Source organism: Janibacter zhaoxuefangae, assembly GCF_050271985.1.
Taxonomy (GTDB): Bacteria; Actinomycetota; Actinomycetes; order Actinomycetales; family Dermatophilaceae.
In genome coordinates this window covers 222,220-237,124 of the sequence record NZ_CP189849.1, presented here as the reverse complement: position 1 = coordinate 237,124, position 14,905 = coordinate 222,220, and the positions used below count along the sequence as shown (strand labels likewise).

Here is a 14,905-nt window from a genome sequence, read left to right as displayed (position 1 = left end):
CGCCGTCGTCCTGACTCAACGGATCACTGGACGACGCCGAGGGCGTTGACGATGCCCTCGCCGTAGATCGAGTTGTCGTCCGCGGTGCCGACACACTGCGCGTCGAAGGACGGGTCGCGCCCCTCGTTCGCGTAGCTGATCACCGGGGACGGGCACGCCATGTCCGTGGCCGTCTCCGTCATCACGTCACGCACGGCGTCGGGCGCCATCGAGACGCTGCCGTCGGCCGCCTTCGTGCCGTGGGCCGACACGGCGAGCGCCGCGACACCGGCGGCGTGCGGGGACGCCATCGACGTGCCCTGGTACCACGCGTAGTAGCCGCAGTTCGCCTTCCCGTCCGGCTTGGCCGTGCACTGCTTCAGCACGCCGGCGTCGCGGCCGGGCTTCGTCACGTTGCCGTTCTTGTCGACCTCGCCGCTCTCCCGCAGCGACTCGAGGCTGACGGTCGAGAGGATGAGGTTGCCGTTGGTGCGGTGCGACGCGGTGCCGAAGCCGTCGCGGAACCAGCCACCCGGCGCCGAGAACTCGAGCTCGTCCGAGCCGAGGTCCGTGGCGTAGTTCGAGTAGTCCGCCTTGGCACCCGACGGGCCGAGCGAGGAGATGCCGAGGACGTGCGGGCCCTCGACCGGCAGGTCGGAGCACGTCTCGTTGTCGATGGTGCGCGCCCACGGGGCGGCGTCCCAGTCATAGGCGGGGTTGTCGTAGTCCGGGCTCGACTCGTCGACCCGCGGGTTGGAGAGGTCCTCGTGGCTGTTGCCGAGGGCGCCGACGAGCGTGACGCCCTTGCCGTGCGCGTAGTCGAGCGCCCGGACCATGGCCGCCCGGATGACCTCCTGCTCGGCGATGGCCTCGGGGTAGGCCGCGTCCTCGGGGGCGCCACCCGCGCAGTTCCACAGCCACGGGTCGACGTAGAAGGACATGTTGACCACGTCGAGGCCCGCGTCACCCGCGTAGGTCAGCGCGTTGGTGACCGGTCCGAGGAAGAAGTAGCCGCTGTCCTGGCCACCGCGGATGTTGACGAGGTTGACGTCCGGGGCGACGCCGCTGACGCCGAGGCCGTTGAGCGCGGCGCCGATCGTGCCGGACACGTGCGTGCCGTGACCGTTGTCGTCGTGGTCGGCCGGGTCGACACAGCCCTCGTACTCACACGGACCGTCGATCGCCTCGATGTCGGTCGTGAAGTTGCGGGAGGCGGCCTGGTCGAAGTTCGCCGCGAGGTCCGGGTGGGTCCCGGAGACACCCGTGTCGAGGATGCCGACGGAGACGCCCGGGTCACCCGTCTGGGTGGCGTGCGCGTCGATCGCGCCGATCATCTCCATGCCCCACAACATGCCGTCGTAGGGGTCGTGGCCCGCGGGAGCCGGCGCGACGTCCTTACCGGTGCCGTTGGCGCGGCTCTTCTCGAAGACGTGCTCCTGCTCGACCGGGTCCGGCCCCTTGGCGCGGGTCGGGGTGGCGCCGATGCTGCGGTCGAGGGCGACGCCCTGGACGCCCTTGAGGGCGCGGGCACGGCGAGCGAAGGAGGCCGAACCGGACGAGACCTCGATCATCCCGATGGCTCGGTTGGCGTGGGTGACCGTGCCCCCGGCAGCCTTGAGGGCCTTGGCGACCGTGGCCGTCGAGGCCCCCTTCGCCGTGAGGACGATGAAGGTGGATGCCTGACTCGTCGTGGCCGCGGCAGTCGCGGCCGGGACGGCGTTGGCCGTGAGGGTGGCGCCAGCGAGACCGGCGGTGAGCGTCAGCGCGGCGGTTCCGGCCGCGAGGATGGAGCGACTTCGCATGATGGGGGTCTCCCTTCAGGGTGCCTCGCTGTTGAGGCACATACGAGGCAACGTAGCCCCGTTCGGCGACCCGTGGTGGGTTACCGCGAAGTCAGCCCAACGTCGTCAGCGGAGCTCCTTCGACGTGTACCCGAGCACCCGACGGGCCACGACGAGCAACTGGATCTGCTGCGTCCCCTCGAAGATGTCGAGGATCTTGCTGTCCCGGGCCCACTTCTCCAGCAACTCCGTCTCGGCGTACCCGGTGGCGCCGGCGAGCTCGACGCAGGCGAGGGCGACGTCGACGCACGTCCGGCCCGCCTTCGCCTTGGCCATGGACGCCTCGAGCGAGTTGGGCTTGCCGTTGTCCGCCATCCACGCGGCACGCAGGGTGAGTAGGTAGGCCGCCTGGTACTCGGCCTCCATCCGAAGCAGCTGCGCGGCCGCGGCATTCTGACGCCAGATCGGCACGTCGGGGTCGGCGGTGATGCCCTGCCCCGCGAGCAGCTCCGTCGTCGTGTCGAGGCACGCGCGGGTGAGCCCCAGCGCCATGGCCGCCACGAGCGGGCGGGTGTTGTCGAAGGTCTGCATCGCGCCGCCGAAGCCGCCCTCGATCCGGATCTCCGGGTCGCCAAGCAGGTCGTGCGCCGGCACCCGGCAGTTGTCGAGGTGGAAGGCGGCCGTGTCGGACGCGCGGATGCCGAGCTTGTGCTCGAGTCGCACCAGTTTGAGGCCCGGATTGGACTTCTCGACGACGAACGACTTGATCGCCTGCTTGCCGAGGCTGCGGTCGAGGGTCGCCCAGACCACGACGAGCTCGGCCCGGTCGCCGGCCGTGACGAAGATCTTCTCGCCGTTGAGGACGTACTCATCGCCGTCCTTCGTCGCCGTCGTCCGGATGGCACCGGAGTCGGAGCCGACGTCCGGCTCGGTGATGGCCATGGCGGCCCAGCGCGAGCCGTAGCGCGCCTTCTGCTCCTCGCTGGCGACGGCCGCGATGGCGGCGTTGCCGAGGCCCTGGCGCGGGATCGACAGCGTCAGGCCGACGTCGCCGCGGCAGGTCTCGAGGATCGAGAGGACGGAGGAGAGGTTGGAGCCGTTCTTGTTGCCGGCTTCACTCGCCTTCGTGCGGCCGGAGCCGACGGCGGCGACGTCACCCTCGGCCGCGCCGCTGTCAGCCCCATGGTCGGCGGCGCGCGTCGACGACGAGGCACCTGCGCCCTGACCCTGGCCCGAGTCGGCGAGGCCGTCGATGACGGCCGAGACGAGATCGAGTTCGGCGGGGTATTCGTGCTCGGCCCGGTCGTACTTGCGCGAGATGGGCCGGAAGACCTCCTCGGCCATGCCCCGCGCCTGCGTGACGAGCGGACGGAACTTCCTGGGGACCTCAAGATCGATCATGGGTGGTTCCTTCCGGCTCAGACGAGGAGGGTGCCCTCGAGGACACCCGTGGCGCGCAGGTCGCGATACCAGCGCTCGTTGTCGAACTCCTTGACGAACCCGTGCCCGCCGAGCATCTGGACGGCGTTGGAGCCGATCCACGTCCCGTGTCGGGCGGCGAGGGCGCGCGCCTGGGCGATGACGGCCCCGGCGTCCTGACCGCTGTCGAGGAGCGCGGCGGCCCGCCAGACGACGAGGCGCAGCGCCGCGAGCTCGATGGCGATGTCGGCCACGGTGAAGGCGACCGCCTGCCGTTGGCCGATGGGCTCGCCGAAGGCCTTGCGTTCCTTGACGTACCCGCTGACCTGGTCGAGGACCGCTTGCCCGGTGCCGACAGCGGCCGCGGCCCACGCCAGCCGGGCCCGCCGGACGGCGTCGAGGTGGTCCTCGGTCGTGCCGAGCAGGTTGGCCTGCGGGACGCGGACGCCCTCGAGGACGAGTCGGCCCGTGGCCGCGGCGCGGATGCCCATCGCGGGGTCGTCGACGGTGGCGAGCCCCTCGGTCCCGGCCTCGACGAGGACGAGGCGCGGCGCGCCGTCCAGCAGGGCCGAGACGATGAAGAGCTCACCGGTCGCGGCACCCGGGACGATCGCCTTCGTGCCGTCGAGCACGAGCTCGCCGCCGTCCCGTCGCGCGGACGTGGCTGGCTGAAGGGGGTCGAAGAGGGGCTGCGGCTCGAGGAGGGCGAGCGCGGCCGCCTTCGGCGGGTTGTCGCCGGTGAACTCCGGCAGGAAGGTCGCCTGCTGGTCCGCGGAGCCGTACGAGGCGATGGCTGTCGCGACGGCGGACGGGGCCATCAGCGCGGCCGCGATGCCCATGTCGCCGCGGGCGAGTTCCTCGAGCACGAGGACGCCCGTCACGGCGGAGCGCTCCTCGGCGATGCCACCGAGGTCGGCGGGCACTCCGATGAGCTGCAGGCCCATCTCGGTCGCGGCGGAGCGGACGGCGTCGGGGACGGTGCGCTCGGCGTCGGCCGAGGCCGCTGCGGGGCGAATGACCTCGTCCGCGAGCTCCTTGGCGGCGCCCTGGATCATGGCCTGGTCCTCTGTCGGCGTGAGGTCGAAGAGGGCCTTGGGCCGCGTCGTGGGCGTTCGCGTGGGGTCACCGGCGCCCGGCTTGCGGGAGAAGGTGCGCCCCGCCTTCGTCTGCGCCTTGAAACCCGTCACGGCGCCGCGATACAGCAGCCGCTCGACCTTCTTGCGGAAGTCGGGGTCCTGCATGCCCGGCAGGGCGCCTGCCTTCGAGATGAGGCGCAGACCGAGTCGCTGACCGCGGTCGGCCAGGGACGTGGTGGAGGTGGCCATCGTGAACCCTTCGTGCATCGGTGCAACTCTGGTACGTGAAACTTACGGTACCGGATACTTACCGTACCGGTAACTCGCCCGCGGGCGTGGCGCCGATCACACGCCCGGGAATGCCGCGACGACGCGAAGCGCTGGACTTCAGGAACCAGCACTCTCAAGCCGTAGGAGCACGACCCATGAGCACCGCCACCACCCGCGACCTCACCCACGAGTCCTTCAAGTCCACCGTCACGGACAACGACATCGTCCTCGTCGACTTCTGGGCGTCGTGGTGCGGCCCGTGCCGTCAGTTCGCGCCGGTTTTCGAGGCCGCCTCCACCGCGCACGACGACGTCGTCTTCGCCAAGGTGGACACCGAGGCCGAGCAGGAGTTGGCCCGTGCCGCCGGCATCAGTTCCATCCCGACGCTCATGGCCTTCCGCGAAGGGATCCTCGTCTTCAACCAGGCCGGCGCCCTTCCCGCAGCCTCCCTGGAGAAGGTCATCGAGGGCGTCAAGGCGCTCGACATGGCGGAGGTCCACGCCCAGGTGGCGGCGCAGCAGGCAGGGTCGACCGAAGCCTGAGCGCGCCCCGCTCAGGGTGACGGGACGCACACGAGAACCGGTCAAAGTGCCTCTGGAACGCCGATAGCCTGCTGGAAACACCCGTACCTGAAAGGGAACACCAGCATGGTCGACATCGATGTCGCTCTGGATGCCGCTGGCCTCACGAACGAGGCTGTCCGGGACTACGTGAAGCAGTGGGCTGAGATCACCCAGCCCGACCGGATCGAGGTGGTCGGCGCCGGCGACGACGACCGACTCATCCAGGAAGCACTCGAGGCGGCCGAGCTCCTCCCCGCGGGTGAGGGGCGCTACTACTCGCGTTCCTACTCCAAGGACACGGCCCGCTCGGAGGAGCGGACGATCGTCGCCACGAACGACGAGAAGGACCGCGGCGTCTACAACAACTGGCGCCCCGCCTCGGAGATGAAGGAGAAGCTGACCGAGCTCATGCGCGGTCAGTCCAAGGGCAAGACGATGTACGTCCTGCCCTACCTCATGTCCCCCAAGGGCAACGTGCTGGCCCAGTGGGCCGCCGGCGTCGAGCTCACCGACAGCCGCCCCGTCGTCCTGCACATGATCCGGATGTCGCGCGTCGGCGTCGAGCACGTCAACGACCTGCCCGACCAGTCCGACTTCGTGCGCGCCGTCCACGTCACCGGCGACCTGGAGAACCTCGGCCAGGGCACCCCCGACGACAAGCGCTACTTCGTCACGGTCGCCGACGAGCGCACGATCCTCCACTTCGGTTCGTCCTACGGCGGCAACGCGCTCCTGGGCAAGATCGCCCACGGCCTGCGTCAGGGCGCCTATGACGGCTGGGCGACGAAGAAGTTCCTCGCGGAGCAGTACATGCTCATCGGCATCCTCGACAAGGAGACCGGCAAGCGCTACCACATCACGGGTGGCTTCCCGAGCGCCTCGGGTAAGACCAACCTCGCGATGATGCTGCCGCCGGACGCCCTCGGCGACCGCTACCAGGTCGACTTCTACGGCGACGACATCGCGTGGCTGTGGATCGACGAGAAGACCGGCAAGCTCATGGGTATGAACCCGGAGTTCGGCGTCTTCGGGGTCGCCAAGGACACGAACGAGACGACCAACCCGACGGCCCTGCACTCCACGGACCCGGGCACGAAGGTCATCTTCACGAACGTCGCGTACAACCCGAAGACCCAGGAGGTCTGGTGGGAGGGACGCACGAAGGAGACCCCGGCCGACATCGACGGATGGCTGGACTGGAAGGGCGACGCAATCGCCGACCGCGCCGAGGGCGATGACTCCCCGTGGGCGCACCCGAACAGCCGGTTCACGACGACGCTCGGCAACGTGCCGAACGCCGCGCCCGACTTCGACGAGCCCGAAGGTGTCGAAATCGACGCGATCATCTTCGGTGGCCGCACGCGTGACCGCGAGCCGCTGATCCGCGCGATCACCGACCTCGCCGAGGGCGTCTACGACGGCCTCACCCTGGGCGCCGAGGCCACCGCGGCCGCGGAGGGCGTCGAGGGCCAGCTGCGCTACGACCCGATGTCCAACCGCCCCTTCATGGCGTACGGCGAGGGCGACTACGCCCGGCACTACCTCGACATCATCGGCGCCGCAAAGAACCAGCCGCTCTTCGCTCACGTCAACTGGTTCCAGCGCGACCCCGAGGACGGTCACTTCCTGTGGCCCGGATACCGCGAGAACCTGCGCCCGCTGCTGTGGCTCATGCGCCTCAAGGCCGGCGAGGTCAAGGGCCGTCAGACGGCCGTCGGCATCATCCCGACCGAGGACGAGTTGGGCCTCGAGGGCCTCGACCTGCCCCAGGCCGACCTCGACCGGATCCTCTCCATCGACGTGCCGCGCTGGCAGCAGGAGATGGGCTTCCGCGAGGAGCACCTCAAGCAGTTCGACCGTCTCCCCGAGGAGATCTGGGAAGCGCACCGCCGCGTGACCAAGGCTCTGGACGAGCAGAGCTGAGTCCGACCACGACGAAGGCGGCCCTCACCCGAGACCGGGTGGGGGCCGCCTTCGTGTGTGCGGTCAGAGCTTGCCCGCTCCCCCGGCCTGCTTCGGGATGAGGAACTGCGTTGCCGCCGTCGCGGTGGCGCCCGACGCGTCGACGTAGCTGTAGACGAGCGTCTGGTAGCGGTCGCGCGAGCGGTCGATCCCGGGCTTGACCGTGAAGGTGATCGCCGAGCCCGTGGAGGTCGAGCTGCCGTAGGGCTGCTTCAGGGTGCTCCACTCGGGCAGGATGGCGGAGCCGTAGAGGTTGGTGACCGTGCCGGGCACGCCGATGGTGACCGTGGCGGACCCCTTCGCGAGCTCGGTGAGCGTGGAGGAGACGAACGCGCCGCACGGCTTCGTGTTGAGCGTGTAGAGCACCTGCCCGGAGTCCGACCCGTTGACGTCGGTGACGGTGTAGGTGATCCGCTCGACGGCGTTGTCCGGGGCGCCGCCGTCGTAGACGTAGCGCCACTGCGTCGCGGCCGTGGGCGAGGTGATCGTCTCGAGGTGCCCGTACGTCAACGATTGCTCCACGGAGAAGGTGCTCGTGGCGCCGGCCGCCACGACGTCGTTGGCCAGCTCGTCGCTGCCCCAACCCTTACCGAAGGGGACGAAGTCGCCGGCCGTGAGGCCGCACGTGGTGATGCCGCCCGTCAGCCCCGAGGACGTCTGGCGGTAGGTGTGGATGGGCGCCTCGTAGGGAATGTCGTCGTTGGCGACGGGCGCCTCCGCTGCCGACGAGGACGTGGCGAGTGCGACCTGGCCCCCGATGACGAGGGCGCCGGAGGCAACGGCGAGCAGGGAGCGTGAAAGGCCTGAGCGGCTCATGCGAGATCTCGATTCTGCGTGAAGGACGTCCCGCGGTTGGAGCAGGTCGCACGACACCTCACCCTGCGATCACCACGCGACAAACAAGGCAAACCCGTTGCAACGGAGCAACCGCGGCGAGATTAGCGCGAGCGCGACATTTCGGCGACCGGAACGAGGACGGCCCCCGATGCTCCGTCCGGACCTGCGTCGGGCCCCGATCCGCATGGCGGTCGGGGCCCGGTCACTCACCTTCTGGCACGTCGCACGAGTAAACCCCCGACAGCGTTTCCGCTGACCGGGGGTCCGTCGTCTGTCTCAACACAGAGTGCGCCCGAAGGGATTCGAACCCCTAACCTTCTGATCCGTAGTCAGATGCTCTATCCGTTGAGCTACGGGCGCAGGCCGCTCGGAATCGTCCCGGCGACAAGGGAAGAGAGTACCGGCTCGAGCGTCAGGGACGAAATCGACCGGCTCAGGACGCTCGCGCAGAGCGGTACGCGCGGATCGCGGGGGCGCTCAGTGCGGCCCCCAGCACGATGGCGAGCGCCCCCCACGGCGCGAGTGTCACCGCCCGGCCGGAAGGCGGCCCGAGGTTGCGTCGCGAGCGGCGATCTCTGACGCCGGCGAGGCCGCGACAGATCGCTCGGCGAAGATCCACGCCCGCATGGCCGCGAACTTCACGACGGTCGACACGACATTGGCCACCCCGACGACGACAGTCTCGACTGCCGTGGGCGCGTCGCCCCAGAAGGCGTGCAGCCCCGCGAGCGCGGCGGCGGTCAGGCCCCACGTCACGGCAAAGACACCGAGCGCCTGCAGGTGGTGCCGCAGCGCGCTCCCCGGCCCGCGGATCCCGAAGGTCCAGCGCCGGTTGGCGGCCGTGTTCACGATGGTCGAGAGCAGCAGCGCGACGACGTTGGCGGTCTGTGAGCCCACACCGCCCCCGATCGCCCCCGACGTCAGGAGCGCGAAGAGGGCCAGGTGCAGCACGGTCGTGGCCGCCCCGACGATGCCGAAGCGGACGGCGTGCGCACCCACACCGGAGGCCGGCGACGTCCGTCCCATCCGCGACCGGATGTCCTCCGTCGGGAGGAACCCGCGCGCGAAGGACCTCTTCATCCGGCGGATGCCGCGCAGGTCGTCCTTCGCGGTCCGGACGATGTCGACCCGCGAGTCGGGGTCGTCGAACCAGTCCACCGGCACCTCGTGGATGCGCAGGCCGGACCGCTGCGCAAGCACGAGGAGTTCGGTGTCGAAGAACCACGTCGGGTCCTCGACCAGCGGCAACAGTTCGTGGGCGACGTCGGCCCGGATCGCCTTGAACCCGCACTGCGCATCGGAAAAGCTCGCGCCCAACGCGGTGCGCAGCATGAGGTTGTAGCCCCGCGAGATGGCCTCCCGCTTGGCTCCCCGCACGACCCGGGAGTCCCGATGCAGGCGCGTCCCGATGGCGACATCCGAGTGCCCGGACATCAGGGGTGCCACCAGCGGCCACAGGGCGTCGAGGTCGGTCGACAGATCGACGTCCATGTAGGCGAGCACGCTCGCATCGGAGGCGAGCCAGACCCGCTTCAGCGCCCGACCCCGACCCTTCTGCTCGAGGTGGACGACGTCGACGCCGTCGAGCTCACCCGCGAGCCGGCCGGCCACCTCGAGGGTGGCGTCCGTGCTCGCGTTGTCCGCCACGGTGATGCGGAAGGGGTAGGGGAAGGTCGCGACGAGATGCGCGTGCAGTCGGCGGACCGAGGCGTCGAGCGTGACCTCTTCGTTGAAGACGGGAACGACGACATCGAGGACGGGTGCTTTCACGGCGCGCCTCAGACGTTGCTCGTCGAGGAGGTGGCCGTGGCCGCCCCGGTCTCGTCCAGGGGCTGGGTGAGGTCATAGAAGGTCGACCCGTCGATGGTCACCGACGTGAAGTTCTCGCTCACCCACGTGGTGATCTCCGAGCTGGCGCTCGATCCGCCCGAGCTGCCTCCCCTGCCACCCATGCCGCCACCGCTGGCCGCGAGGTAGTGGATGTCACCGTCCGCGACGTACTGCTGGAACTGCTCGAGGGTCGGGGACGGGTCGGACCCGTTGAACCCGCCGATGGCCATGACCGGCAGCTCGGTGCCGAGCTGGAGGCCGGCCGCGCTCTGCGAACCCACGGCGGCGGCAACCCAGCGATAGCTCTCGGCGTCCTCGGACAGAGCCGCGATGACCTCGGTGCTCGGCGTGCCGGCGTCGAGCAGTCCGCCCATGCCACCGCCACCCTGCGTCTGGCCCTGGGCCATGCCCTGCGGCACCTGGCCCTGCGTCATGCCGGGCGGGGCCTGGCCGGGCGACCCGCCGGGGAAGCCCTGACCGCGAATGCCACCCGGGCCACCCATGCCGCGCCCGCCCATGGTCGCGGGACCGGCCGTGACGATGGATCCGGTGTGCGCCTCGCTGACCGTCGTCAGGCTGTAGGCGGCGGGTCCGGCGAGGCCGGCGGCGATGGCGGCGGCCGAGACGACCGCGGTGCCCCGACGCGGTAGGCGCGTCAGCACGAGCATCCCGAAGGCGGCCGCGAGGCCGACGAACAGCACGGCCCACTTCAACCCGTCGTACTCGCTCGTCCGCCCGAGCAGGACGAAGCCCCACAGCGCCGCGGCGCCCGTAGCAGCCGCCAACGCGAACGCGCCGATCAGGTTGGCGCGGTTCTCCCAGGCCTCCTTCGCGCCCATCCCGACGAGTGCCGCGACGGCCGGCGCCAGCGCCACCGTGTAGTACTCGTGGAAGATGCCGGCCATGAGCGAGAAGGTCAGCAGCGTCACGAGCAGCCAGCCGCCCCACACGATGTAGGAAGCGCGCCGACGATCGGTGCGCGGCGCAAGGCCACGCAGCGCCAGACCGGCGATGAGCAGGATGACGGCCGTCGGGATGAGCCACGAGATCTGACCGCCGATGGAGGCGTTGAATATGCGCCCGAGGCCCGTCTCACCCCAGCCGTTGCCGCCGCCCACGGAGCCGGTCTCGTTGCCGTTGATGCGGCCGAGGCCGTTGTAGCCGAAGGTGAGCTCGAGGAACGAGTTCGTCTGGCTGCCACCGATGTAGGGGCGCATGCTCTCGGGGACGAGCTCGACGATGGCAACCCACCAGCCTGCAGTGAGGAGGAAGGCCGCAGCCCCCGCGACCGAACCGATGATCCGGCGCCGCAGCGTCGTGTCCGCGGCGACGAGGAAGGCCAGCCCGAGGAAGGGGATGACGAGCAGGACCTGCAGGGTCTTCGTGAGGAAGCCGAAGCCGAGGAACACGCCCGCCAGCACGAACCAGCGGGTGGAACCGGCATCGACGGCCCGCACCGTGGCCCACGCCGCGAGCGTCATGAGCAGGACGAGCAGTGCGTCCGGGTTGTTGAAGCGGAACATCAGGACGGCGACCGGCGTGAGCGCGAGGACCGCGCCGGCGAGCAGGCCCGCCGCGGCGCCGAAGTGGCGCTTGACCGTGGCGTGCAGGACACCGACCGCGGCCACCCCCATGAGCACCTGCGGCGCGAGGATCGCGAAGGAGTTGAGCCCCAGCAGCCGGACGGACAGGGCCATGACCCAGATCGACGCCGGCGGCTTGTCGACCGTGATCGCGTTGGACGCGTCGGACGAGCCGTAGAAGAGCGCCGTCCAGCTCTCGGACCCGGCCTGAGCCGCGGCCGAATAGAAGGAGTTGGCCCAGCCGCTCGAGGTGAGGTTCCAGAAGTAGAAGGCGGCCGTCGCCAGGAGCAACAGGAGCAAAGACGGGCGGGCCCATGTCGGATCCGACGGGTCCCCGCGCCAGAGGCGGGCGACCCGGCCGCGTGGGCCGTCGGTACGCGTCTCGGAGGAGGTGGTCGGCAGCGGCGCGGGGGCGGGACCGGAAGGGCCCGCGGCATAGGTCATCGTGTCCATGCCCCCACACTCGGACCGGAGCCTGTGTCGTTCATGTGGTGCCCCTTTGGGGCCCCGATGACTCCGTCAGGCCGGCAGGGCGACCGTGAAGGTCGTCCGCCCCGGGGCGGACTCCACGCTCACCTGTCCGTGGTGCGCGCGGGTCACGGCGTCGACGATCGACAGGCCGAGGCCGGTGCTCCCCGACGCGCGCTGCCGCGAGTCGTCACCGCGGGTGAAGCGTTCGAAGATGGTCGGCTGCAACGCCTCCGGGATGCCCGGGCCGTCGTCGGCGACGGACAGGGTGACCCGTCCCCCTTCGTTCCGCAGTCGTGTCGTGACGCGCGTGCCCGCGGGGGTGTGCGTGCGCGCGTTGGCCAGCAGGTTGGCGACGACCTGGTGCAGGCGCGCTCGGTCCCCGACGACCTCCACGGGCTCGGCGGGCAGGTCGAGCTCCCACCGGTGGCCCGGCGATGCCGCCCGGGCGTCGCTGACGACGTCCATCGCGAGGAGGGTGAGGTCGACGGGCTCGCGCTCGAGCGGCCGGCCGGCATCGAGCCGGGCCAGCAGCAGGAGGTCCTCGACGAGGTCCTGCATCCTCAGTGCCTCGGACTCGACGCGGGAGAGAGCGTGGGTCACCCCCGGCGGGACGGGCTCGCGCTCTCGGCGGGACAGCTCGGCGTAGCCACGGATCGAGGCGAGCGGGGTGCGCAGCTCATGGCTGGCGTCGGCGACGAACTGGCGGACCCGCATCTCTGACTCGTGGCGCGCGGCGAGGGCGCCACCGACGTTGTCGAGCAGGCCATTGAGCGCCAGGCCGACCTGACCGACCTCGGTGGACGGGTTCGTGTCCGCGGCCGGCACACGTTCCGCGAGCGCGACGGCGCCGGAGTCGAGCTCCAGCTCGGACACACGCCGAGCCGTGGCGGCCACACGGTCGAGGGGTTCGAGGCTGCGACGCACGAGATACGTGCCGCCGGCGCCGACGGCCGCCAGCCCGAGCCCACCGGCCCCGGCGACGATGAGACCGATGACCCGGACCGTCGCATCGACGGGCCCGACCGGCACGCCGGTGACGACGGTCCAGCCCTCAACCGTGCGCGTCGAGACGAGGCGGTAGTCGCCGATGTCCCCGCCGAGGTCGACCGTCCGCGGCGACCGGCCGAGGCCGGCCGCGTTGAGCTCCGCGACCTGGTCTGCATCGAGGGAGTCGTTCTGGCCCTTGGCGTTGACGGCGTAGTTGAGCTCCTGACCGTGTTCGTCGACGACGACGGCGCCGTCGAGGAGCACGAGCTGAAGGACGCCGTTGCCGCTGCCGGGCGGCGGACCGCCTCGACCGCCCCGCGGCCCCTCCTCCGGCTCACCGTCGATCGCGGCGACGAACCGGCCGGCGGTCGAGAGGAGATCTGCGTCGACCTGCTGGGTGAGGTACTGGCGCGCGGCCAGGGTCGTCAGGACGCCGGTCAGGGTCGTCACGACGAGAAAGAGCAGGAGGACCGCGGCCACGAGCTTGCGGCGCAGGGTCCAGGTCGCCGGCTTCACGTGGCCGGCTTGAGCACGTATCCCGCGCCCCGCAAGGTGTGGATCATCGGCTCGCGGCCGGCATCGATCTTCTTGCGCAGGTAGGAGATGTAGAGCTCGACGACGTTGGCCTGGCCGCCGAAGTCGTAGTTCCAGACGCGGTCGAGGATCTGCGCCTTGGACAGGACGCGCTTGGGGTTGCGCATGAGATAGCGAAGCAGCTCGAACTCGGTGGCCGTCAGGGAGATCTCCGTGCCGGCACGCATGACCTCGTGGCTGTCCTCGTCCATCGTGAGGTCGCCGACGACGAGCAGGGAGCTGCTCTCGGTGGTCACGACGGCGGTGCGGCGCATGAGCGCGCGGACTCGCGCGACGACCTCCTCGAGGGAGAAGGGCTTCGTCACGTAGTCGTCGCCGCCGGCCGTCAGTCCGGCGATACGGTCCTCGACGGCGTCCCGTGCGGTGAGGAAGAGGACGGGGACGCCGGGGTCGTCCGCTCGCATCCGGCGCAGGACCTCGAGGCCGTCGAAGTCGGGCAGCATCATGTCGAGCACGACGGCGTCGGGGCCGAAATCGCGCGCCGCCCGGACGGCCTCACTGCCCGTCGCAGCGGTGCGGACCTCCCAGCCCTCGTAGCGCAACGCCATCGACAGCAGTTCGGCGAGGTTGCTCTCGTCGTCGACGACGAGGAGGCGGACGGGGCTGCCGTCGGCGCGGGTCAGGGACGGCCCGGCGGTGGAAGGTCGCGTGCTCATGGGTCCATGAGACCGCACGAGGGTGCGTGCTGGCCATGGGTCGGCTGTGTGAATCCTGTGGGCGCGTCTGCCCAGCGTGAGGGCCGCCCGGGAAGACGCAGCGTTCCGACGGCTGCGGCACAGGAGCGCCACAGTCTCGGGGACTCGACTGGGGAGCACGGCCGCCGGACGCGGAGCATCTGCCCCGAGCCGGCGGCCGTCCACCCGCACCGACACCACCCACCGACACCCGGAGGTCCCCGTGCCCTACCTGCCCGCCACCCCCGCCCACCCGAGCGACGGTTCGTCGCACCACATGTCGCACCAGGTCGGCAGTCAGCCCCGCGGGACGCACCCCACGGACCCGGCCGCGCTCCCTTCGCTCGCACCGGCCCTGGCGCCCCCGAACTGGGCCGGTCGCAAGGAGCCCGTGCCCGCGACGCGGGCCACCCTCCGCTGAGGCGCGCCCCCTCCCCCTCCGCGCTCCGCCCCTCCGCCCTGCCCCCTTCAGCCGAGTTTTGGACATCAGGTGTCCATTACTGGGGGCGGCGGGCCCCCTTCGGCCGAGTTTGGGACATCAGGTGTCCCAAACCCGGGGATGAGGCACGCGTGGGTGCTTCACCCGACAAAGGTGCGCTTCACCCGACATGCGAACCCGGGTAACGCTGCGAATATCGGGTGACCCGATATCGGTGGGGCGGGGGGCTCGACGAGAGGAGCGCGGGGAGCCGCGACATGAGGAAGGCCCCGGCAGCGGACTCCCGGGGCCATCTCAATTGGCGGAGGCGGAGGGATTTGAACCCTCGATGGGGTTGTAGCCCCAAACCCGCTTAGCAGGCGGGCGCCATAGACCGGACTAGGCGACGCCTCCAGACAACCTGCACAGGGTAACGGTCGCCCGTCGCCTCGAGCAAAACG

At 70.5% G+C, this 14,905-nt stretch carries 11 protein-coding genes and 2 tRNA genes; 3 read left to right on the top strand and 10 right to left on the bottom strand.

Translation table 11 applies throughout. The features are described from left to right. Positions 1 to 23: 23 nt before the first annotated feature. The 3 genes from ACQBAS_RS01115 to ACQBAS_RS01105 form a co-directional block, all read right to left on the bottom strand. Positions 24 to 1,781 carry a S8 family serine peptidase gene (locus tag ACQBAS_RS01115; RefSeq protein WP_427384484.1) on the bottom strand — a complete coding sequence of 586 codons (1,758 nt, stop codon included), beginning with the start codon at positions 1,779 to 1,781 and terminating at the stop codon, positions 24 to 26. 105 nt (positions 1,782 to 1,886) lie between these two features. After that, complete coding sequence (locus ACQBAS_RS01110) at positions 1,887 to 3,161, bottom strand: acyl-CoA dehydrogenase family protein (RefSeq protein ID WP_427384483.1); 1,275 nt, start codon at positions 3,159 to 3,161, stop codon at positions 1,887 to 1,889. A 17-nt stretch (positions 3,162 to 3,178) separates the two neighbouring features. Beyond that, positions 3,179 to 4,504: an acyl-CoA dehydrogenase family protein gene (locus tag ACQBAS_RS01105; protein ID WP_427384482.1), complete on the bottom strand. Its 1,326-nt coding sequence runs from the start codon at positions 4,502 to 4,504 to the stop codon at positions 3,179 to 3,181. Positions 4,505 to 4,680: 176 nt separating this feature from the next. Between ACQBAS_RS01105 and trxA the strand changes: the two genes are divergently transcribed. Both trxA and ACQBAS_RS01095 read left to right on the top strand, forming a co-directional pair. Beyond that, a complete protein-coding gene (gene trxA, locus ACQBAS_RS01100) occupies positions 4,681 to 5,067 on the top strand; it encodes a thioredoxin (protein WP_427384480.1) in 387 nt (128 codons plus the stop codon). Positions 5,068 to 5,172: 105 nt separating this feature from the next. Beyond that, positions 5,173 to 7,011 (top strand): phosphoenolpyruvate carboxykinase (GTP), encoded by a 1,839-nt coding sequence (locus ACQBAS_RS01095; RefSeq protein ID WP_427384479.1) that lies wholly within the window; start codon positions 5,173 to 5,175, stop codon positions 7,009 to 7,011. Between the two features lie 63 nt (positions 7,012 to 7,074). On the opposite strand, the gene ACQBAS_RS01090 is transcribed toward ACQBAS_RS01095, so the two are convergent. The 6 genes from ACQBAS_RS01090 to ACQBAS_RS01065 form a co-directional block, all read right to left on the bottom strand. Next, on the bottom strand, positions 7,075 to 7,866 hold the full coding sequence (locus tag ACQBAS_RS01090) for a hypothetical protein (RefSeq protein ID WP_427384478.1): 792 nt from the start codon (positions 7,864 to 7,866) through the stop codon (positions 7,075 to 7,077). A 308-nt stretch (positions 7,867 to 8,174) separates the two neighbouring features. Beyond that, a tRNA-Arg gene (locus tag ACQBAS_RS01085) sits at positions 8,175 to 8,247 on the bottom strand. A 165-nt stretch (positions 8,248 to 8,412) separates the two neighbouring features. Further along, positions 8,413 to 9,657 carry a glycosyltransferase gene (locus ACQBAS_RS01080; protein ID WP_427384477.1) on the bottom strand — a complete coding sequence of 415 codons (1,245 nt, stop codon included), beginning with the start codon at positions 9,655 to 9,657 and terminating at the stop codon, positions 8,413 to 8,415. Positions 9,658 to 9,665: 8 nt separating this feature from the next. After that, on the bottom strand, positions 9,666 to 11,753 hold the full coding sequence (locus ACQBAS_RS01075) for an ArnT family glycosyltransferase (protein WP_427384476.1): 2,088 nt from the start codon (positions 11,751 to 11,753) through the stop codon (positions 9,666 to 9,668). Positions 11,754 to 11,819: 66 nt separating this feature from the next. Next, positions 11,820 to 13,274, bottom strand: a complete 1,455-nt coding sequence (locus ACQBAS_RS01070) for a sensor histidine kinase (protein WP_427384475.1) — start codon at positions 13,272 to 13,274, stop codon at positions 11,820 to 11,822. Continuing rightward, a complete protein-coding gene (locus ACQBAS_RS01065) occupies positions 13,271 to 14,008 on the bottom strand; it encodes a response regulator transcription factor (RefSeq protein ID WP_427384474.1) in 738 nt (245 codons plus the stop codon). Before ACQBAS_RS01065 ends, ACQBAS_RS01070 begins: the two co-directional genes overlap by 4 nt. A gap of 241 nt (positions 14,009 to 14,249) precedes the next feature. Here ACQBAS_RS01065 and ACQBAS_RS01060 point away from each other — a divergent pair, with 241 nt between their 5' ends. Beyond that, positions 14,250 to 14,447: a hypothetical protein gene (locus tag ACQBAS_RS01060; protein ID WP_427384473.1), complete on the top strand. Its 198-nt coding sequence runs from the start codon at positions 14,250 to 14,252 to the stop codon at positions 14,445 to 14,447. Between the two features lie 317 nt (positions 14,448 to 14,764). Here ACQBAS_RS01060 and ACQBAS_RS01055 read toward each other — a convergent pair. After that, positions 14,765 to 14,858: transfer RNA gene (locus tag ACQBAS_RS01055), tRNA-Ser, on the bottom strand. Between the last annotated feature and the right edge of the window lie 47 nt (positions 14,859 to 14,905).